Here is a 21,774-nt window from a genome sequence, read left to right as displayed (position 1 = left end):
GTACTTAGGGACCTATTCCCCTAATTGATAATTTTTATTTCATAAATGTTCCAAAATGCGCCGCCTAAAGCCGAGTATTGAATACCCGCGAATTTATTACGCACTGCTGACAATGAATAAGGATTAACTAAGTAAATAAAAGGTAAATTTTCCTGTGTAATCTTCTGAGTTTCAGCATAAATTACCTTGCGTTTAGCTGGGTCTAACTCTTGAGCCGCCTGGATGTAAAGTTCACCAATTCTCGCCTCCCAAGGAGCAACCTCCCACCCCGTGATCGGCTTTTGTCCAGCTTGGGGTTTTTGATTAAACATATGTAATCCCCCCTCTGGTGACCAAACATTAGCGCCATTATTAGGTTCTAAACCACCAGTCAATCCTAGTAAAGAAGCATCCCAGTCTAGAGTATTAGCTAGTTTATCTGTGTAAGTGTTCCATGCCAAGGGGGTGAAATCAACCTGCATCCCGATTTTACCTAAATCTTGTTTAATTTGCGCCCCCATTGCTTCGCGGATTCTGTTTCCTGCATTGGTAAGTAAAGTAAACCGAACCCGGTTCCCTTCCCCATCTAATAGTTTACCTTGAGCATTGTATTTAAACCCAGCTTTTCTCAGCAATTCCTTAGCCTTTTCAGGATTATAATCATAGGTTTTTAGTCCTTCCTCTGGAGAAAGATAAAAAGGACTCTGCACCGTAATTGGTGAATCTTGGGTTTGACCCAACCCCCGAAAAGTATTATTAATCATGGTTTGTCGGTCAATAGCATAAGCTACAGCTTGGCGAAATTCAACTGTATTAAACCAACGTGATTTCACCGGATCTACCAGCGGTTTGCCATCTCTTTTCCCCTTATTAAGATTAAATAAAACAAAAGAAGTTCCCGTAGCAGGTCCCCCGTTGTAGATAGTGAAATTACCTTGTTTTTCCTGCCTTTTTAACAAAGAAAAGTAATCTGGTGTCACTCCCACAACATCCAAACCACCAGAACGAAATTGCAGTAATCCCGTGTCTGTGGATTCCACAATAGGCCATACCACCCGTTCAATGTAGGGTTGAGATTCTCCTAGGGGGCTTTTACGCCAATAGTAGGGGTTAAGCTGAAAAATCACCCGTTGACTTGTGTCATAACGCTCTAGTTTGTAAGGACCATTAACAATAATCTCATTTACCGGAGTATCCACCCCCCACTTAGTCAGAAATATTGGCTTACCTTCCTTATCTTTTATTTTGACAGATTCTTCCAAACTATGGGCTGGTAAAATTGGTATTTGTAGACTGCCTAAAAAAGGTGCAAATGGTTCTGGAGTTGTGAATTTAACCCGCCGATTATCAATCTTTTCCACCCTAGGTAATGCCCGACTTTCACCAATTCTGAGAATATCTCTAGTATCTGTGGGAATTTCTTCATTGAGGTAAATATCATTGTAAGTAAAAATAACATCATCTACCGTTAACGGTTTCCCATCAGACCATTTTAAACCCGCTCTCAGAGTAAAAATAAATCCCAAATTATCATCTGTGGTTTCCCAAGATTCTGCTAAGTCTGGCTCTATTTCACCAGTCATGGGATTTTGGATAGTTAAACCCTCATAAGTTAAACTAAAAATATTGGGTACTTCTGAACTAAGGGCATAGTTAAAAGTTTTAGGATCACTAAGAATGCTGTTAACTAATTGCGGTACTTGAGCAGATTTAGTTTTAAATTTAGACGGATGGCAACCGGTGATTGTAACCGCTGCTATCAAGGCAATTACAGTTATTACTAGCCAAAAAGGTTTTATGCAAGTAGAGAGTTTGTTAGTTAATATCATAATTTTTCGTTTACTTTTATGGACTAGAGTTAAACCAGTCAAGAAAATGTTGTGTCATAGTGAAATATCTAATCCCTGCTTCATCTTCGCAATAGCCATTGAAAAGTTGGTTTCAATATAAATCGGGATATTCATTACTTGTTATGGATGTATCAATCACTAGCTAGTAATAAAATCACAGCATAAGCACATATACCTTCTTCTCGACCAACAGGACCTAATTTTTCGTTAGTGGTGGCTTTGATGCCAATTTGATGCGGCGATAATTCTAAAACCGTTGCCAACTTAGCACGCATTTTTTCAATATACGGTTTCAATTTGGGACGTTCCGCCACCACCACTGAGTCAATGTTACCTATGTGCCAACCTTGGGTTTTAATCAGCTGATGTACTTGAGCTAATAGCACCAAACTATCCGCCCCAGCCCATTGAGGGTCACTAGGAGGAAAATAATGACCAATATCCCCCAGAGACAATGCCCCTAACATGGCATCCATAATGGCATGAGTGAGGACATCAGCATCACTATGCCCCAACAAACCCAGTGCGTGAGGAATGGTGATTCCTCCCAAGATTAAAGAGCGATCGCTGACTAATCTGTGGATGTCGTAGCCGTTACCAATACGAATGTTCATAGTCCTTGTTAGTGATAGGGGATGAGTTATTGGTTAAGGGTTTGTTTTTCAACCCCCAACTTTCTAATCCTTATTTTCCATTTTTTTGATCTTTTGTTGCCATTTTTCCAGCAAATCGGGACGGCGATCGCCTGTTCTTTTGATTTGCTGTTCACGTCGCCATCGGGCAATTGCGGCATGATTCCCAGATAGCAAGACATCAGGGACTTTCCAACCGCGAAAATTAGCAGGGCGAGTGTACTGGGGATAATCCAGTAACCCCTCTTCAAAACTTTCAGCCTCGAGAGATTCCACCTTACCCACAGTTCCTGGTAGTAGCCTGACCACGCCATTGAGTAATGCCATTGAAGGAATTTCCCCCCCAGTCAGAATAAAATCGCCTAAAGAAACCTCACGTGTGACCAAATACAGCACCCTGTCATCTACTCCTTCATAATGTCCACAGATGACTACTAGCTGGTCATAATTCGTCGCTAACTCTTTCAAGAGAGGTTGATTGATAGTTTGACCTTGGGGACTCATTAAAATCACCTCTCGGCGGGGTAGACTGGGCAGAGACTCCACAGCAGCAAAAATGGGTTCTGGCTTCATCAGCATCCCCACCCCACCCCCATAGGGTTCATCATCGGCCTTATGGTGCTTATCCGTGGTAAAATCCCTAGGATTAACCAAATTCACCTGGGCAATCTGTTTAGACAAAGCTTTAGCCAACAGTCCAGAACTTAAAACTGAGGTAAAACAGTCAGGAAAAAGTGTAACTATATCAAAGCGCACAGTAATTCGTATTCGAGAACACTAATCTTAAATTTGAATGTCTAGCAAACACCATCAGTCAATGTAGGATAGAACTACAGATAAGTTTAATCAATAGTGACTAAAAATACCAGAACTATTGATTTTAGGTAGGAGCAAAAGTTTTTGTAATTACTTAATTTGTGTTTAAATATTGTCACAAGTACATTTAAATTAATAATCTCACCAAGTTAACAACTTCCAGGATGCACAGGCCTAGCCTCAAAAAAAGCGTGTTAAAACCTGCTTGCCCGAATACCAGAGGTAAAACAGACATTTTTTTCCAAAGGGGAAACCCCAGCGCAAAAGTGTCATATCTAGTCTCCCAAGCATTATTTTGCCAGTCTGGAAAAAGTGTACAGGTGAAAAACAAGGCACTGGCTTTAAGGAACAGCAAAGAACACATGAAAGTTAAACCAATATCATGTGAATCTAGCCAGAAGTTAAATTGGCAATTAACCCCAATGTTAACTTCAGATAGGTTTCTACTCAAAAAAGCAAAGTGTGATAGCTTGCGTGGCCATCGCCATCAATGCTCAGTCCTACTAACAGCTTGTGTAGCCATGACCTTACCTTGTAAATTCACCTGAAGTTGTTGACAGGAGAAACATAATGCCGCAACTAAAAGCTAAATCGCTGGAAATGAGGACACCACAAGCAACTAAAACCGCCGTAATGGTCATCGGAGGCGCAGAAGATAAAGTTCATGGACGCGATATCCTGAGAACTTTTTTCGGTCGTGCCGGTGCTAGTAAGGCCTATATTACAATTATCCCATCGGCATCTCGCGAACCCGCTATCATCGGTGGTAGATATATTCGCCTATTTGAAGAAATGGGTGCTGAAAAGGTCGAAATTTTAGATATCCGTGAGCGAGAACAGTGTGAAACATCTTCTGTCAAAGAATCCCTATCAGCCTGTACGGGGGTATTTCTGACCGGAGGCGATCAATTACGCCTTTGTGGCGTACTGTCAGATACGCCAGCCATGGAAATTATCCGACAACGGGTGCGAGCCGGACAGCTGACCCTAGCAGGAACAAGTGCCGGGGCTGCTGTCATGGGACATCACATGATTGCAGGCGGTGGTAGTGGTGAAACTCCAAATCGTTCCTTGGTCGATATGGCAACGGGCTTGGGTTTTATCCCTGAAGTGATTGTTGACCAGCATTTTCATAATCGCAATCGCATGGGGCGCTTGATTAGTGCCATCGCATCCCATCCAGACCGTCTCGGTATTGGCATTGATGAAGACACCTGTGCTGTCTTTGAACGTGATGGTTGGTTACAAGTTGTGGGCAAAGGCAGTGTCACCATTGTCGATCCCATAGAGGTTACTCATACCAATGAACCCCACGTCGGTGCTAATGAACCCCTAACTGTACATAATTTACGACTCCACATTCTCAGTTATGGCGATCGCTATCACTTGTATCAGCGCACTGTGTTGCCTGCCGTGCATCGCATCTCCAACTGAAAGAATAGCGTATTAACGGTGACACTGTATTGATCGCCGCCTTGGTTGCTTTGTTTTTGTAAAAAACTATAAGCATACCATAAAAATAGAAAAAACTGTTCATAATAAACAGTTTAGCGGTCAATTTCAGTAAGAAACTAGAATTTTGGTTCCGAATCTCCATCTACCTATTCCCATGAGAATCCTCAAGATCCAAACCTTACGCGGCCCAAACTACTGGAGCATTCGACGCCATAAACTGATCGTCATGCGCCTTGATTTAGAAAAACTTGCCGATATCCCGTCAAATGAAATCCCCAGCTTTTATGAAGGATTGGTAGAAGCGCTGCCAAGTTTGGAAGGTCACTACTGCTCGCCGGGCTGTCGCGGTGGTTTTCTGATGCGAGTCAAGGAAGGTACCATGATGGGCCATATCGTGGAACACGTAGCCTTAGAACTTCAGGAATTAGCTGGAATGTCCGTCGGCTTTGGGCGCACCCGCGAAACCGCCACCCCTGGAGTTTTCCAGGTAGTGTTCGAGTACCTGAATGAGGAAGCGGGACGCTACGCTGGACGAGCAGCTGTGCGGCTGTGCCAAAGTATCGTTGATAGAGGTCGTTATCCAAAAGCAGAACTGGAGCAAGACATCTTAGACCTGAAAGACCTATGGCGTGAATCTTCCTTGGGTCCTTCCACAGAAGCCATTGTCAAAGAAGCCGAAAAAAGAGGTATTCCCTGGACGCAGTTAAGCGCTCGCTTCTTAATTCAACTTGGCTATGGTGTAAATCAAAAGCGCCTGCAAGCCACCATGACCAATCACACCGGCATTTTAGGTGTAGAACTAGCTTGCGACAAAGAAGCAACTAAACGCATTCTTGCTGCTGCTGGAGCGCCAGTACCAAAAGGTACTGTGATCAACTTTTTGGATGACCTAGAAGAAGCTATTGAATATGTGGGCGGCTACCCCATAGTCATCAAACCATCAGATGGTAACCACGGACGTGGCATTACCATTGATATTAGAAACTCGGATGAAGCTGAAGCCGCTTACGACGCAGCCAGACTTGTTTCCCGCTCAATTATTGTTGAGCGCTATTACCCAGGGCGAGACCATCGGGTGCTAGTTATCAACGGCAAAGTAGTAGCAGTAGCCGAACGTGTGCCCGCTCACGTAGTTGGTAATGGCAGATCCACCATTAGCGAACTGATTACCGAAACCAACCAAGACCCAAATCGCGGTGAAGGTCATGATAAAATCCTCACCAAAATTGAACTAGACCACAACAGCTACCAACTCCTAGAACGACAAGGCTACACCCTCAAAAGTATACCACCAAAGGGAGCAACTTGTTACCTGCGTGCAACGGCTAACTTAAGCACAGGTGGTATTGCCATAGATCGTACCGATGAAATCCACCCAGAAAATGTGTGGCTGGCAGAAAGGATAGTCAAAATTATTGGCTTGGATATCGCCGGCATGGATATTGTCACCACAGATATTAGTCGTCCCATCCGAGAAATGGACGGCGTGGTGGTAGAAGTTAACGCCGCTCCTGGTTTCAGGATGCACGTTGCCCCCAGTGTTGGCACTCCCCGCAACGTTGCAGGAGCAGTTCTGGATATGCTGTTTCCCAACGAACACTCCAGCCTGATTCCTATCTTAAGTGTCACAGGTACTAATGGTAAAACCACTACCACTCGACTGTTAGCACATATTTATAAACAAACAGGAAAAGTAGTAGGTTATACAACTACAGATGGAACTTACATCGGTGATTATTTAGTTGAATCTGGAGACAACACCGGACCGCAAAGTGCCCATCTGATTCTAGAAGACCCCACTGTAGAAGTAGCAGTGCTAGAAACGGCTCGTGGTGGTATTCTCCGATCAGGGGTAGGTTTTGCCAATGCTAATGTGGGTGTAGTGTTAAATGTATCTGCTGATCATCTGGGTATAGGTGATATAGATACTATTGAACAGTTAGCTAATTTAAAGAGTGTAGTGGCAGAAGCAGTATTTCCCGATGGTTATGCAGTGTTAAACGCTGATGACCACCGTGTTGCAGCCATGGCAGAAAAAACAAAAGCCAATGTAGCCTACTTTACTATGAATCCTGATTCAGAATTAGTGCGGAAGCACGTAGAAAAAGGAGGAGTAGCCGCAGTTTACGAAAATGGTTATCTGTCAGTCGTCAAAGGTGATTGGACCCACCGAATCGAAAGGGCAGAAAATATTCCCTTGACCATGAGTGGACGTGCGCCGTTCATGATTGCCAATGCTTTAGCCGCCAGCTTGGCAGCCTTTGTCCAAAATGTCACAATTGAGCAAATTCGTGCTGGCTTAAAGACCTTCCGCGCTTCCGTAAGTCAAACCCCAGGACGGATGAATTTATTTAACTTAGGCCAATACCACGCCTTAGTAGATTATGCTCACAATCCCGCCAGTTATGAAGCCTTGGGTTCTTTTGTCCGCAACTGGAACACAGGCCAACGCATTGGCGTAGTTGGTGGACCAGGCGATCGCCGTGATGAAGATTTCGTTACCTTGGGTAAATTGTCAGCAGAGATTTTTGACTACATTATCGTCAAAGAAGATGATGACACCAGGGGAAGGTCACGGGGTTCGGCTGCTGATTTGATTATCAGAGGGATAACCCAAGTTAATCCCAACTGTCGTTATGAGTCAGTCTTAGACGAAACCGCAGCCATTAATAAAGCCTTAGATATGGCTCCCGATAACAGTCTGGTGGTAATTTTGCCAGAAAGCGTCAGTCGAGCCATCAAGTTAATCAAGGTGCGCGGTTTAGTCATAGAGGAAGTAGAGCCACAAAACACCTCTACAACAATTACAGATAGCCAAGGGGTCAAATCTTCCGTGATCAACACTTTTCCCTAGTCACACAGTAGAGACGAGGTGATCCCGTCTCTACCATCCACTATTGCTGTTCTTTTTCAGCATTGCCCTCATCATGATCAGAATTTAATTCTTCCTTAAAACCCCTTAAGGTTTTACCTAGTGCATTTCCCAACTCAGGAATTTTTTTAGGACCAAAAACTACTAAAGCCACTATAGCAATTATCACTACTTCTGGCCATCCCAATCCAAACATTATCTTTCTCCTGTTGAACCGTCTTCATTAACTATAAACACTTATTTCCATACCCAACCAATCACTTAATTCATGGGCTAACCATTCTAGTTCTGCTTCACATTTAATAGATCCCGAATTCACACTAAGGGTGTATTTATGTACTCCTGCCCAAATTTCTAATTGTGCCGGTACAGAAGTTTTATCACCTTCAGAGGCAGGTTTGATATTGATAATATTAATGGTCCGGGGCTGCTGCAAAGGCGATCGATTCAAACCTTGGAGAACCTCCACAGCAGAACTTGGCCGTCGTTCTAAACTCGGTTCAGTCACACTGAACAAGCTCATATCTTTAGTATAAATCTGTATTTCTATGCCGTCCCAACTTTGGCCTTATGTTACCCCTGGTATTCCCGATGAATTGTTTGAAAATTTGCCTGGTATTCCCTTGAGCCAGCGAGAACTTCGGTTATTATTGATTTCTCAACTGCGGCTAAAACCTGATTCAGTATTGTGGGATATTGGCGCGGGGACCGGGACAATTCCCGTAGAAGCCGGGCTACTTTGTCCCCACGGACAGATTATTGCCGTGGAACGGGACGAAGAAGTAGCTAATTTAATTAGGCACAATTGCGATCGCTTTGAAGTGAAAAATGTAGAAGTAATTGAAGGTAGCGCTCCTGAGTGTTTGCGTAATCTTAAAGTAACCCCTGACCGGGTTTGCATTGAGGGAGGGAAACCCATACAAAATATCTTGCCGGCAGTATGGAATTATTTACCCCCATCAGGTAGAGTTGTAGCCACAGCCGCTAATTTAGAAGGCTTGTATGCTATTTCTCAAAGCTTCTCTATGTTGCGAGCCAGAAATATTGAAGTTGTCCAATCAGCCGTTAACCGCTTGGAGACCCGGGGCTTTTCTCAAACTTTTGCAGCTGTTGATCCCATTTTTATCCTGAGTGGTGAGAAACTAGACTAGATTCCCAGGATGAAAACTGAGGGATAAAGGATAAATAACACCTCACACTAACTTCTATGCCTTGGTCTCGCATTATTAGTGGAATTATTGCCATCGCCCTTGCTTTGGTAACCACCCTATTGGGTGGATGGTACTTTACCATTGCCATTGCGGTAATGGTATTTTTAGGTCAAGAAGAATATTTTAATTTGGTGCGAGTTAGGGGTATATTTCCTGCAGCTAAAACCACCATGTTTGTCAGCCAAGTTTTATTAGTGATTTGTATGGTTGACGGTAGTTTAGCTGATGCTGTCATGCCTATCGCTGGGACAATGATTTGTTTTTACCTGTTGTTTCAGCCGAAAATGGCCACCATTTCCGATATTTCCGCCTCCATTATGGGATTATTTTATGTTGGTTATTTATCGAGTTACTGGGTGCGGTTACGCAATCTCGGTAGTTTAGCTAACAGTAACCTTCCCTTAGCTGGTTACTGGCCTACAGATTGGGCTAATATTTGGCAACAAACAGGATTAACCCTAACAGTGCTTACTTTTTTATGTATCTGGGCATCTGATATTGGCGCTTACGTTGTCGGTAAATTTTTTGGTAAAACCCGTTTGTCTGACATCAGCCCTAAAAAAACTGTTGAAGGTGCAGTTTTTGGAGTCACAGCCAGCATTGCCGTGGCCTTAGCAGGAACTTATTATTTACATTTGCCAAAAGTTTTATTGACTGGTTTGGCATTAGGATCGCTGATTGGTATTTCCAGTATTTTAGGTGACCTCACAGAATCTATGCTCAAGCGTGATGCAGGGGTTAAGGATTCAGGCCAGCTGATCCCCGGTCACGGTGGCATCTTAGACCGCACGGATAGTTACATTTTTACGGCTCCGTTAGTCTACTATTTTGTTACGCTCTTGTTGCCTTTGATAGCAAATATCTAAGTCAGCACTCCGCCTTTTTCATGGATTGACGTTGATTCTTCCTCGGCACACTAGCTGACCGGGAAGTAAACTCAATTCTTGAATATCCACATCCGAGCCAAGATCCAAAGTGTCACCATGCTCATGCTGCAAGAGTGGTACTTTATTTTCCATCACTTGGATATTTTCTAGCTTTAACTCATGGTTGCTAATTAAGTTTAAATTTAAATAAATTTCCAGCGACTGGGGTTGACTTCCAGGTGATAAAATGGTATTGAGTATGATCTGATTTTCATCAAGTCTTATTTTTTGCCAAGAGAGATTATTTAACGTTAAGCATGGTTCTGGTAATATTTTCAACATTGCTTCACCTAAAGCCCTAGATAACAGTTCTGATGATAAAGAACTGTTGAGATCCTGCTCATCAACAACGAGATCACCAAACACTGGTACTGTTTGTAATAATTTTAGTTGTTTACCTTTGAGTATGGAACCTATATTCACCTGAATATTTTCTGCGGCAAGTTGAATGCGTGTAATATTAAGACCTTGATACACAGCATCACTAGCAGTAATAGAAACCCGGGGAATACAACCTGAAAGAATTTGCCCATCGCTGGCTTTGATCTCAACTTCTAACTGAGATACTTGGCTGACCTGGGATTTCAACCACAGCTTCAGGGCTTTTGTGAGGATATTAGTAACAATGCGAATGTTGTATGAATTTTTAGTTGGGAGCTTTTCCATAGAACTATCACTAACTCAAATCAAATAAGCCTTTAATTTAACATTGATGGACAGTCAGCACCAAACATAACGTTTAGAGTATACAAAGTAATTCACACATGGAGGAACGGTTACAAAAAATTTTAGCTCAATGGGGTATTGCCTCACGCCGTGAGGCTGAAGAAATGATCCGCCGATCGCGTGTCTGCATCAACGGTATAGTAGCCCATTTAGGTCAAAAAGTTGACCCACAAAGAGACAAAATTTCAGTAGATGGTAAGCAACTATCGCCGCAACAGCGACCGCGCTTAATATACTTATTACTACACAAACCAGCCGGGGTAGTTTCCACCTGCTACGACCCTCAAGGAAGAAAAACCGTTTTGGATTTACTTCCTACTCAATTACGGTTAGGTTCAGGTCTGCACCCAGTGGGTCGTTTGGATGCAGAATCAACAGGAGCATTAATTTTAACTAACGATGGTAACCTGACTTTTGGACTCACCCATCCTAGTCACAGTATTCCTAAGACATATCAGGTGTTGATTAAGGGACATCCCAGCCTAGCAGTGCTGGAGAATTGGCGTGAAGGCGTGGTCTTGGACGGAAAAAAAACACTTCCCGCTCAAGTGACTTTAATAGAAAGTCTTGCCAAAAATACACATTTAGAAATAATTTTAAAAGAGGGGAGAAACAGACAAATTCGCCGTGTAGCCCAACAGTTGGGATATCCAGTAATTAAGCTACATCGTACTTCCATAGGCCCGATCCAATTAAAAACGCCAAAATTACCCTTTTTAACCGAGGGTAAATATCGTTTACTTAAAGATGCTGAAATTCGCTTTTTGCAAGAGTGTATTAAGCATCTACCTGTTAAAAATTCATTTGATGTCAGGAGCGAAACAAAAGCATGAAATGGCTAAAAAGTAAAGACCAATATCAGCCGAAGGTTTCGTTAAAACAACAACAATCGGAAAAATTGGCAGAACTTGGCGGTCGTCTGTGGGCTTCTCGTCAAGAACGGGGTTTGTCAATGGAAGAAATGGTAGTTTTGACGAAAATTCCTCAACGGTTGTTACAGGCAATCGAACAAGGTAAGTTAGACGAATTGCCGGAACCAGTTTATATTCAGGGTTTAATCAGGCAATTTGCCGACGCATTAAGCTTAAATGGAGTAGAATTTTCCAGGAATTTTCCTATAGGTTCTCCCACAGTGAGTTTAACAACTACTCTAAAACATCAGTCAATTATTGCACTGCGTCCTCTTCACCTTTACTTTCTTTACATATTTGTCATTGTATGTTCTGTAAGTAGCCTATCTCAATTACTAAATAACGCAACTGTCAGCGAAAGCGGTCAAAATTTAAGGAAAAAAACAGTTTTAAAACCGCAATTAGATCAATTAAATCACCATAATCACATCAACGACAGTCAGTCAGTAAATGTTGGTGTCACGCTGAAAGCATCGTCTTGGATTCGTGTAGTGGCTGATGGCAAAATTGAGTTTGAGGGGATTCTCCCGGAAGGAACTCAGCGCACCTGGAAAGCCAAAAAGGAACTTACAGTAAAAACTGATAATGCAGGCAGTTTGTTGATGACTATCAATCAACAACCAGCCCAAGCCCTGGGAGAACCAGGGAAAGAAAAAGAAATCAAGATAGGCGCTAAACCTAGGTTTTAATTTTGTAAATGAGCGGGCAAGACTTTTACTGAGACTAGTCTAAGTATGCCCGCACTACAAAATTTCTAAGATTCGTATTTGTTATCGCCTATGTTTAAGAAACGCTATACAAGGTTAGATGTATAAATAATCATATCTAACCCCGCTGTTTCATTTCTCCTGGGGAGCGCGTCCATACAATTGAGTCAGATTTTTCAGGCGATCGCTCAGTTCTTTAGTTAACATTGGCTGCTGATAACGCCAACCCCAGTTACCCTCAGCTGTACTGGGAAAGTTCATTCGCCCTTCGCTTCCCAAACCCAACACATCTTGCAAAGGAATAATTGCTTGATTAGCAATGGAACTCAATGCTAGTCGAATGACATCCCAGTGGACACCTTCAGAACTAATACAACCCAAATACATTAATAAATTACGCTTTTCCCAATCATTAGCTTGATTGAACCAGCCTACAGTTGTATCATTATCGTGAGTTCCCGTATAAACTACAGCATTGCGTGTGTAGTTAAACGGTAAAAAAGGATTACCGGGATCAGAACCAAAAGCAAACTGCAAAACTTTCATCCCCGGAAAGTCATACTTATCCCGCAAAGCCTCCACCTCTGGGGTAATTACCCCCAAATCCTCCGCTAAAACAGGTAGTGTACCCAGTTTATCTTTAATGGCATCAAATAATTCCTCGCCCGGTGCTTTCATCCATTCCCCATTCATAGCAGTGACTTCCCCTTGTTCCACAGCCCAATAAGCCTCAAAACCCCGGAAATGGTCGATGCGAATTACATCTATATAATCCAGCATTGCTTCAAAGCGACCAACCCACCATTTAAAATCTTGTTTTTGTAATTCTTCCCAGTCATAAACAGGATTACCCCACAATTGACCAGTTTCACTAAAATAATCTGGTGGAACTCCTGCCATTAAAGCCGGTTCTCTGGTTTCTTCATCCAAACAAAAGATATGCGGGTGCGCCCAGACATCAGCGCTATCTTGAGCAACATAAATAGGGATATCCCCAATAATGTAAACCCCGCTCATATTGGCATAAGATTTCAGTTCAGACCATTGGCGGAAAAATTCAAACTGGATAAACTGATAATAAAAAATTTCCGAGGCTAACTGCTGTTTAGCTTGCTCTATTGCTGCGGGTTCCCGCTTCACCAATTCCTTCTCCCAAGTATGCCAGCTGGTATCATTATGGGCATCTTTTAGTGCCATGAATAAAGCGTAATCGTCGAGCCAATAAGCTTTACTCTCACAAAAACCCGCAAATTCCTTTTTTTGCAAAGGTGTTGCCTTAACTTTAAAATTCTGGCAAGCTGTTTTGAGCAAGGGAATTTTCACCGCTTTGACTTGCTCATAATCTACCTGACATTGGTCAAATACTGGTATATTAACAAAGTCCTCCTCCGCTAATAAACCCTGTTCCTGTAGTTGTTCTGGACTGATCAGCATGGGGTTTCCCGCCATTGCTGAATAAGCAGCATAAGGAGAATTACCGTATCCAGTGGGTCCTAAAGGTAGGACTTGCCAATATTGCTGGTAACTGTCTCTGAGAAAATCAATAAACTTGTAGGCCTCTAATCCCAAATCACCAATACCAAATCGACTGGGAAAAGATGTAGGATGCAACAAAATACCACTGGATCTTGGAAAAGGCATATCTAAATTCAAACATAGAAACAAGTCATCCCATCGAATCTATCATATTATGACTATAAGTTATCAAAATCCCGCACCCACGGTTGACATCATTATTGAGTTGGTAGATCGCCCACATCGACCGATAGTTTTAATTGAACGACATAACTCACCCTTGGGTTGGGCTATACCCGGTGGGTTTGTAGATTATGGTGAACCTGTGGAAGTAGCAGCCAGGCGGGAAGCTGAGGAAGAAACAGGGTTGCACGTAGAGTTAATTGAACAATTTTTAGTTTATTCTGACCCCAGCCGCGATCGCCGTCAGCATACCATTAGTATTGTGTTTTTAGCAACTGCCACCGGAGAACCAATAGCCGGTGATGATGCTAAGGATGTAGGCATTTTTGAGCCTTGGCGTGTACCTAGTAATTTATGTTTTGACCATGACCAGATTTTGCAGGATTATTGGCGGTATCGCCATTATGGCCTGCGTCCCCGGTTTGGTTTTCAGTCGGGAGAAAAGAGATAATTTTGGCGATTATACTGGGTTAAGTGGTATTTTGGGGAGCTTGGTTATGGATGCTGAGGAATTGTTAAAACAATATGCACAGGGTGTTCGGAAATTTCAAAAGGCAAGTTTAAGAGGAATAAACCTTGAAGGTGCTGATTTAAGTGGAATAATCCTAGAAAATGCCGACTTGACAGGGGCTGAACTAAATGATGTTAACCTGAGCAAAGCGTATCTAACAGGGACAAACTTTACTAGAGCATCGTTGAGAGGGGCAAATTTAACAAATGTACAAGACAGTCAGTCTGCAAATTTCAGTTTAGCAGATTTGAGTGGTGCTGATTTAAGTCAGGCGATGCTGAATCAGGCTAACTTTATTGGAGCTAATTTGTTTCAGGCTAATTTCAGCAAAGCAATTATAAGTAGTCTTTACTTCAAAAATGCTAACTTACATCTAGCCAAGTTTGGGGCAGTTGATTTAACTGGAAGAGATTTTTCTGGAACGAATCTTGCTGAGGCTGATTTGGGAGCAGCTAACCTCAATGGGGTAAATTTTAGAAATGCCATTCTTCAAGGAATAAATTTAGATAAAGCGGATTTGCGAAATGTAAATTTAATGAAAGCAAATCTAGATGGTGCAAATCTGAGAAGAGCAGATTTAACCGGGGCAAATATTTACGGTGCTACCTTTAAAAATGCTGACCTCACCGGTGCGATAATGCCCGATGGGGAAGTTTACCAAGCAACAACCTCTGAGGAGGAAGTTGGCAAGGAAGAAACACTATTAGAAAAAGTGACATATATGACTCGTCAAGTAATTCGTACTGATAACGCACCCGCTCCCGTGGGTCCTTATAATCAAGCGATCGCCGCTTCTGGTCAGATGATATTTGTAGCTGGACAAATTGCCATTGATCCTCGGATAGGTGATATTGTTTACACAGATGATGTGAAAAAGCAAACAGAGCAGGTCATGGCTAATTTACAAGCTATTCTCACAGCCTCTGGTGCCAGTTTTGCCAACGTGGTCAAAACCACAGTATTTTTAGCTGATATGAATGATTTTGCCGCAGTCAATGCAGTTTATGCTAAATACTTCCCCGAAGAAACAGCCCCAGCCCGTGCTTGCGTCCAGGTTTCTCGGTTGCCAAAAGATGTTTTAGTAGAAATTGATTGTATTGCCGTAATCTCATAAAGCAAAATCCAATCATCTCTCAGCAAGAATGTAGAGATGTTCCATGGAACCTCTCTACAAAATTATACCAAAGATGGTTAATGGCATTAACCGATCACCACAGAAACTATAGCAAAATTTAGGCGATCGCTGTATTTAAGACTCTTAGGAAAAATTGGGAAAATTAAATTTTTTTTATCAAAAATCACAACTTAAGCAGCAGTTTTACCAAAACCCATTCGGACGCACTACCACCTCTGAGCAATGGTCAGGTTGCTGTTGTCCCCTCTCCTGGCCAAAGTGCTTATCCATAATTGCCGCCACCTCAGCCGCTTGAATGCGGCTATAGTGGGTTTTGTCCGGCATAACTATATTCGGTCCAGCCTTACATTTTTTCATGCAGCCAGTACCCTTAATAACCACTTGGTCTTCCAAACCCCCATTACTTAAAGCAGCCTCCAAAGCTTGACAAACTGCCTTACCACCAAGTTTCATACAGTCAGACTTTTGACACACCAAAATAGTGTATTTACTTTTACCTGGTTTGGTATTAGTAGTCTTTGTTATAGAATCTTCCTGTACGGGGGTAAAATCGCCAACTTTCCCCACAGGAGAACGTGCAGCCATGACACGCTCCGCCTTTAAGGTAACTTTATCCTTCTTTAGATCATGCTTTTTATAACCGACAACTTGCAGCAAAGTATCCGGTGGTAAACGCAAATCAAAAGCTGCCCGTAAATGTTTAGCTAGTTTAACATAGCATTCTCCCTCAGCAGTTCTCAGCAATAAGCCCTTGAGCTTGTAACCATCTTTGATCACAAAGTCGATAAATCTTCCTTCCAAGCAAAACTCGGAAACTTCCGTACTATAGGATGTACTCATTTTCTTTAACCTATTCCTAACTAAACCTAGTCTGAACATCTGTTATATGGCAAAACTTCACAACTTTCCGTAGCTACTTTTCCAGCATTGTTCCAGACCACCAATTAAATCTAGCCTAGATGCTGTTAATCGCTGCATTACAGACCAAAGTTGAACAATTGCTAAAGGGTTTGATATGCCAACCCTTAATGGCTCGTTAGCCTCACACCAACAGGGAATATCTAGCTCTTGTAAGCGTTGATAGACTTGCCATCGGTCTGCCCAGTCTACTCCTACAACAAAATTTTTCTCGATTTCTGAACTGAACGGTTTCAAGAGACTAGCCCTCATCGTGCCAATAAACTACGGTAAATACAGTGTTTCAACCCCCTAAGCCAAGAAATTATTGGGAGTGCAACCTCTTCTTGTCATCATAGCTTAAGTGCAAACAATTCTCAACTGTATTAGTAAAAGATATCAAAACTTTGTCTGAATGTCCGGTTACTCATCTAGCGGTCAGTAGTCAGGACTAGGCAGTTTATGAGGTCTCAGAGACAAGTAAAACTCCTTACACCATAGTTAAATGTCTCAAAACTAACTTTTTTAGTGACATACAAACAAAAACTTGGGGGAAGTTGAGTTTCAAAGTATTAATGTTGAGCAAATAATTTCTAAATATTCTCATTAGTTCTAACTAAACACTAGATGATAGAAGTTAAATCATCCTCCTAATGAGAAAAAATACCAATTTTAACCAAAAAAAATTATAATTTTTTTGACATTAATTATGGATGTTTTTATTTTTTTTGTTAACATATAAAATATAAGCAGTTAAGAGACACCACTGTTAAAAAGCGAGGAGAACAATGTCCGATACACAAACCTTATTGCAAACTTTTGGCGAGGTTTATGATAATCCCGTATTACTAGATCGTAGTGTGACCGCTCCAGTCACAGAAGGTTTTAACGTTGTATTAGCCAGCTTTCAAGCCTTATACCTGCAATACCAAAAGCATCATTTTGTAGTAGAAGGTGCAGAATTCTATTCCCTGCATGAGTTCTTTAGTGACAGCTATGAGCAAGTACAAAATCACATCCATGAAATTGGCGAACGCTTAAACGGATTAGGTGGTGTACCAGCTGCCAGTTTTAGCAAATTAGCAGAATTAACCTGTTTTCAACCAGAAAGCGACGGAGTTTATTCTTGCCGCCAAATGATAGAAAATGACCTAGCGGCAGAACAAGCCATAATTAACGTGATTCGTCGTCAAGCCGCTCAAGCAGAGAGTTTAGGCGACCGTGGTACCCGCTATCTTTATGAGCAAATTCTGTTAAAAACTGAAGAAAGAGCTTACCATTTAAGTCACTTCTTAGCCAAAGATAGCTTAACTTTAGGCTTTGTCCAACGTGCTTAATATTAGTGCTGTGATAGGGTATTAGCCAAAGTTTTTAATTAATTATGATGTTAGACCCGATTGAACCCTTACCAAGGGTTGCTCCTTTTTAAGGAGTATTTAGGGGGAGAGAAAACTTTTTGATACATCAAAAAGGAATTTGAAAACATCCTCTAAAAATTGCAGTGTTAACCACAATAATTATCAATATGGCAGGAGTATTTTGACTACTCTCTGCCATTTTATTTACAAATTACATGGGTTATTTTTTGATTTTTGATTTTTAGTTTTGGATTTTAGCGAAGTTTTTGGCAACAGTACGGAGCAAGATGCTCGCACCACAACATTGACTAATGAGTAATAAAACAACCTTACCCCCCTCTCCTGGGAGGACAGGGGCTGGGAGTGAGGTACTCAACAACAGGGAAAACTTAATAATAAATAATAATAAATAGTGTGAGTAAGGGCAAAGACCCTTAAAATAATCAGGATTTGTATTCTCGTACTCCAACTTAACAACTATGCCCCGCCGTCAAGACCTCCGTAAAATACTACTGTTAGGCTCAGGCCCCATCGTAATTGGACAAGCTTGTGAATTTGACTATTCCGGTACTCAAGCCTGTAAAGCCCTGCGAGAAGAAGGGTATGAAGTAGTATTAGTCAATTCTAACCCAGCAACCATTATGACTGATCCGGAAACCGCCGATCGCACTTACATTGAGCCGCTCACACCGGATATAGTCGAAAAAGTAATTGCTAAAGAACGCCCCGACGCTCTCCTACCCACAATGGGAGGACAAACTGCTCTCAATATTGCTGTCGCCCTGGCCAAAAACGGGGCACTAGATAAGTATAACGTGGAACTAATTGGCGCTAAGTTAGCAGCTATTGAAAAAGCAGAAGATCGCCAACTGTTTAATCAGGCTATGGCCAAGATAGGAGTACAAGTCTGTCCTAGTGGTACAGCCTCATCTTTAGCAGAAGCCAAAGCCATCGCCCAAACAATAGGCACTTATCCCCTGATTATTCGTCCTGCCTTTACCATGGGTGGTACTGGCGGAGGTATTGCCTACAATCAAGAAGAATTTGAAGAAATGGCACAGGTAGGCATTGATGCTAGTCCTGTTTCCCAAATCCTCATAGACCAGTCTCTACTGGGCTGGAAAGAATACGAGTTAGAAGTAATGCGGGATTTAGCAGATAACGTGGTGATTATCTGTTCCATCGAAAACCTAGACCCCATGGGCATCCACACAGGGGACTCCATTACTGTGGCTCCCGCCCAAACCCTAACTGATAAAGAATATCAACGCCTGCGGGATATGGCAATTAAAATTATCCGCGAGATTGGTGTAGAAACCGGGGGTTCTAATATCCAATTCGCAGTTAATCCTGTAAATGGCGATGTAGTAGTTATTGAAATGAATCCCCGTGTTTCCCGTAGTTCAGCTTTGGCTTCCAAAGCCACAGGATTCCCCATTGCCAAAATCGCCGCCAAGCTGGCTGTAGGTTACACCCTAAATGAAATTAAAAACGATATCACCAAACAAACTCCCGCATCCTTTGAACCCACCATTGACTATGTAGTCACCAAAATCCCCCGCTTTGCTTTTGAAAAATTCCCCGGTTCCCAACCAGTGCTGACAACTCAAATGAAGTCAGTAGGCGAAGCAATGGCCATTGGGCGGACATTTAATGAATCCTTCCAAAAGGCATTGCGTTCCCTGGAAACTGGGCGGGCCGGTTGGGGTTGCGACCAAGCAGAAAAATTACCTAGTGGAGAACAAATTCGCGCTCAACTGCGAACACCTCATCCAGACAGAATCTTCTCCGTGCGTCATGCTTTACAACTAGGGTTAAGCACTGAGGAAATTTACGAACTCACAGCCATTGACCCGTGGTTCATAGATAAAATGCAGCAACTCCTAGATGTAGAAAAATTCCTGAAACGAACCCCTTTAAAACAGTTGACAAAAGAGCAGTTATATGAGGTAAAGGGTCATGGTTTTAGCGATCGCCAAATTGCCTTTGCCACAAAAACCAGCGAAGATGAAGTCCGCAACTACCGCAAAGAATTAGGAGTTGTCCCAGTATATAAAACAGTAGATACCTGTGCCGCTGAATTTGAAGCCTTTACCCCCTACTATTATTCCACCTACGAAGCAGAAACCGAAGTATTACCCACAACCAAGCCCAAAGTCATGATTTTAGGCGGTGGTCCCAACCGCATCGGCCAGGGAATAGAGTTTGACTATTGTTGTTGTCACGCTGCCTATGCCTTAAAAAAAGCAGGATTTGAAACCATCATGGTCAATTCTAATCCTGAAACAGTCTCCACAGATTATGACACCAGCGATCGCCTGTACTTTGAGCCATTAACCAAAGAAGATGTAATTAACATTATCGAAGCTGAAAACCCCCAGGGAGTAATTATTCAGTTTGGCGGACAAACCCCCTTAAAATTGGCAGTTCCCCTACAAGAATTTCTCACTCATCATCCCTCTTTGCCCACTAAAATTTGGGGAACCTCCCCAGACTCCATTGATATGGCAGAAAATCGGGAAAGATTTGAGAAAATCCTCGCCAAATTGAACATTTCCCAACCCCCCAACGGCATTGCTCGCAGTTACGAAGATGCGCTGATTGTTGCTAAACGCCTTGGCTACCCCGTAGTAGTGCGTCCTAGTTACGTATTAGGAGGAAGGGCGATGGAAATCGTTTATTCTGATACCGAGTTAGAACGCTACATGACCTTTGCCGTCCTAGTGGAACCAGAACACCCAATTTTAATTGATAAATTCTTAGAAAACGCCATCGAAGTAGATGTAGATGCCATTGCAGACCATACAGGACGAGTAGTGATTGGTGGCATTATGGAACACATAGAGCAGGCAGGAATCCACTCAGGAGACTCTGCCTGTTCCTTACCATCCATCTCCCTATCACCAGCCGTTCTCCAACAAATCCGTACCTGGACAGTACAACTAGCCCAAGCCTTATCAGTGGTGGGATTGATGAATATTCAGTTTGCAGTAGTGGGGGCTCAAACTTATTCTCCCCAAGTTTATATTCTCGAAGCCAACCCCCGCGCCTCCCGCACAGTTCCCTTTGTTTCTAAAGCCACCAGCATACCCTTGGCAAAACTAGCATCTTTAATTATGTCCGGTAAAACCTTAGAAGAGTTAAACTTTACCCAAGAAGTGATTCCGTCTCATATCGCCGTCAAAGAAGCAGTATTACCCTTTAATAAATTCCCAGGCACGGATACCATACTCGGTCCAGAAATGCGATCTACAGGTGAAGTAATGGGTATCGACCAAAACTTTGGCCAGGCTTTTGCTAAAGCAGAACTAGCAGCAGGAGAACATTTGCCCCTCAAAGGAACCGTATTTGTTTCCATGAGCGATCGCCACAAATCCGAAGCCGTTAATGTAGTTAAAGAACTAATACGATTAGGCTTTGCAGTCATCGCCACCACCGGGACACGTCGTGTCCTACGGGAACATGGGTTAGATGTGGAATTAGTGCTAAAACTCCATGAAGGTCGTCCCCATGTCCTAGATGCCATTAAAAATCAAAAAATTCAACTAATCATCAACACACCCTCCGGGGAAGAAGCCCAAACCGACGCTAGATTAATCCGACGCACAGCCTTAGCCTACAAAATCCCCATCATTACCACCATCGCCGGAGCAAGAGCCACTGTAGCAGCCATCGAATCATTACAAAATACAACTTTAGATGTAAAAGTAATCCAAGATTACTGCTAATCAACTTTAAACTTTAAATTTTCAATTTTGGATTTTGGATTATTCAATAATGACCAAAGAAAATTAGTAACAATTATCACATATACACGGATCACATGAACTACTGAACTAAAAAAATATAGCCGGGGGTCTTTTCATTTTTTCTCATAAAGGTTACAATTGTTAATAATCTCAGATACATAAACTTTTTGTTTATTACGTTTTATCCAACCTTAGACAGTTGTAAAAAAATGAGGAAACACTGTAGCCACCAAGAGTCAAAACCTTAAATTTGATGAATATGAGCAGCCGACAACATCGGAGGCATAAATTGCAACCCTGACCATAGGTTATCAGTCTAACTGAGTAAGACCCAGCAGGAG

Annotated in this window: 18 protein-coding genes and 1 pseudogene; 10 read left to right on the top strand and 9 right to left on the bottom strand. The window is 42.3% G+C overall.

The features are described from left to right. Window positions 1–20: 20 nt before the first annotated feature. The 3 genes from NWP17_RS07970 to trmD form a co-directional block, all read right to left on the bottom strand. Window positions 21–1,808, bottom strand: coding sequence for an ABC transporter substrate-binding protein (locus tag NWP17_RS07970; RefSeq protein WP_280654377.1), 1,788 nt, complete (start codon window positions 1,806–1,808; stop codon window positions 21–23). Window positions 1,809–1,960: 152 nt separating this feature from the next. Then, window positions 1,961–2,443 carry a 2-C-methyl-D-erythritol 2,4-cyclodiphosphate synthase gene (gene ispF, locus NWP17_RS07965; RefSeq protein WP_280654376.1) on the bottom strand — a complete coding sequence of 161 codons (483 nt, stop codon included), beginning with the start codon at window positions 2,441–2,443 and terminating at the stop codon, window positions 1,961–1,963. Between the two features lie 63 nt (window positions 2,444–2,506). Further along, a complete protein-coding gene (gene trmD, locus NWP17_RS07960; protein WP_280654375.1) occupies window positions 2,507–3,217 on the bottom strand; it encodes a tRNA (guanosine(37)-N1)-methyltransferase TrmD in 711 nt (236 codons plus the stop codon). 630 nt (window positions 3,218–3,847) lie between these two features. Between trmD and NWP17_RS07955 the strand changes: the two genes are divergently transcribed. Next, complete coding sequence (locus tag NWP17_RS07955; RefSeq protein WP_280654374.1) at window positions 3,848–4,711, top strand: cyanophycinase; 864 nt, start codon at window positions 3,848–3,850, stop codon at window positions 4,709–4,711. Window positions 4,712–4,886: 175 nt separating this feature from the next. Continuing rightward, the gene (gene cphA / locus NWP17_RS07950) at window positions 4,887–7,586 is read left to right on the top strand and encodes a cyanophycin synthetase (RefSeq protein ID WP_280654402.1); all 2,700 of its coding nucleotides are present in this window, start codon (window positions 4,887–4,889) and stop codon (window positions 7,584–7,586) included. Window positions 7,587–7,626: 40 nt separating this feature from the next. Here cphA and NWP17_RS07945 read toward each other — a convergent pair whose 3' ends face one another. Together NWP17_RS07945 and NWP17_RS07940 are read right to left on the bottom strand one after the other, a co-directional pair. Beyond that, a complete protein-coding gene (locus tag NWP17_RS07945; RefSeq protein ID WP_280654373.1) occupies window positions 7,627–7,800 on the bottom strand; it encodes a Sec-independent protein translocase subunit TatA/TatB in 174 nt (57 codons plus the stop codon). A 27-nt stretch (window positions 7,801–7,827) separates the two neighbouring features. Next, window positions 7,828–7,995 (bottom strand): annotated as a pseudogene (locus tag NWP17_RS07940) (serine/threonine protein kinase); the annotation flags it as partial. A 157-nt stretch (window positions 7,996–8,152) separates the two neighbouring features. On the opposite strand from NWP17_RS07940, the gene cbiT reads away from it, so the two are divergent. Together cbiT and NWP17_RS07930 are read left to right on the top strand one after the other, a co-directional pair. Beyond that, on the top strand, window positions 8,153–8,755 hold the full coding sequence (cbiT, locus tag NWP17_RS07935; RefSeq protein ID WP_280654372.1) for a precorrin-6Y C5,15-methyltransferase subunit CbiT: 603 nt from the start codon (window positions 8,153–8,155) through the stop codon (window positions 8,753–8,755). 56 nt (window positions 8,756–8,811) lie between these two features. Beyond that, window positions 8,812–9,681, top strand: a complete 870-nt coding sequence (locus NWP17_RS07930; RefSeq protein ID WP_280654371.1) for a phosphatidate cytidylyltransferase — start codon at window positions 8,812–8,814, stop codon at window positions 9,679–9,681. Window positions 9,682–9,699: 18 nt separating this feature from the next. On the opposite strand, the gene NWP17_RS07925 is transcribed toward NWP17_RS07930, so the two are convergent. After that, window positions 9,700–10,407: an LmeA family phospholipid-binding protein gene (locus NWP17_RS07925; protein WP_280654370.1), complete on the bottom strand. Its 708-nt coding sequence runs from the start codon at window positions 10,405–10,407 to the stop codon at window positions 9,700–9,702. A 98-nt stretch (window positions 10,408–10,505) separates the two neighbouring features. Between NWP17_RS07925 and NWP17_RS07920 the strand changes: the two genes are divergently transcribed. Beyond that, entirely contained in the window at window positions 10,506–11,300 is a 795-nt protein-coding gene (locus tag NWP17_RS07920) for a pseudouridine synthase (RefSeq protein WP_280654369.1), read from the top strand. Next, on the top strand, window positions 11,297–12,067 hold the full coding sequence (locus NWP17_RS07915) for a helix-turn-helix domain-containing protein (protein ID WP_280654368.1): 771 nt from the start codon (window positions 11,297–11,299) through the stop codon (window positions 12,065–12,067). Before NWP17_RS07920 ends, NWP17_RS07915 begins: the two co-directional genes overlap by 4 nt. A 150-nt stretch (window positions 12,068–12,217) precedes the next feature. Here the strand turns inward: NWP17_RS07915 and malQ are convergent, their stop codons facing one another. Next, on the bottom strand, window positions 12,218–13,726 hold the full coding sequence (malQ, locus tag NWP17_RS07910; protein WP_280654367.1) for a 4-alpha-glucanotransferase: 1,509 nt from the start codon (window positions 13,724–13,726) through the stop codon (window positions 12,218–12,220). A gap of 55 nt (window positions 13,727–13,781) precedes the next feature. On the opposite strand from malQ, the gene NWP17_RS07905 reads away from it, so the two are divergent. Together NWP17_RS07905 and NWP17_RS07900 are read left to right on the top strand one after the other, a co-directional pair. After that, window positions 13,782–14,234 carry an NUDIX domain-containing protein gene (locus NWP17_RS07905; protein WP_280654401.1) on the top strand — a complete coding sequence of 151 codons (453 nt, stop codon included), beginning with the start codon at window positions 13,782–13,784 and terminating at the stop codon, window positions 14,232–14,234. Between the two features lie 46 nt (window positions 14,235–14,280). Beyond that, window positions 14,281–15,408, top strand: coding sequence for a Rid family detoxifying hydrolase (locus NWP17_RS07900; protein WP_280654400.1), 1,128 nt, complete (start codon window positions 14,281–14,283; stop codon window positions 15,406–15,408). Window positions 15,409–15,612: 204 nt separating this feature from the next. Here NWP17_RS07900 and NWP17_RS07895 read toward each other — a convergent pair whose 3' ends face one another. Together NWP17_RS07895 and NWP17_RS07890 are read right to left on the bottom strand one after the other, a co-directional pair. After that, window positions 15,613–16,269 (bottom strand): (2Fe-2S) ferredoxin domain-containing protein, encoded by a 657-nt coding sequence (locus NWP17_RS07895; RefSeq protein ID WP_280654366.1) that lies wholly within the window; start codon window positions 16,267–16,269, stop codon window positions 15,613–15,615. A 57-nt stretch (window positions 16,270–16,326) separates the two neighbouring features. Beyond that, window positions 16,327–16,584 carry an Asr1405/Asl0597 family protein gene (locus tag NWP17_RS07890; protein ID WP_280654365.1) on the bottom strand — a complete coding sequence of 86 codons (258 nt, stop codon included), beginning with the start codon at window positions 16,582–16,584 and terminating at the stop codon, window positions 16,327–16,329. Window positions 16,585–17,114: 530 nt separating this feature from the next. Here NWP17_RS07890 and dpsA point away from each other — a divergent pair. Continuing rightward, entirely contained in the window at window positions 17,115–17,663 is a 549-nt protein-coding gene (dpsA, locus tag NWP17_RS07885; protein ID WP_280654364.1) for a DNA starvation/stress protection protein DpsA, read from the top strand. Window positions 17,664–18,163: 500 nt separating this feature from the next. Further along, window positions 18,164–21,412, top strand: a complete 3,249-nt coding sequence (gene carB / locus NWP17_RS07880; RefSeq protein WP_280654363.1) for a carbamoyl-phosphate synthase large subunit — start codon at window positions 18,164–18,166, stop codon at window positions 21,410–21,412. Window positions 21,413–21,774 lie beyond the last annotated feature (362 nt).

The sequence above is a fragment of the Chrysosporum bergii ANA360D genome (genome assembly GCF_029891735.1).
Lineage (GTDB): Bacteria > Cyanobacteriota > Cyanobacteriia > Cyanobacteriales > Nostocaceae > Umezakia > Umezakia bergii.
This window is presented reverse-complemented; position numbering and strand designations above follow the sequence as displayed.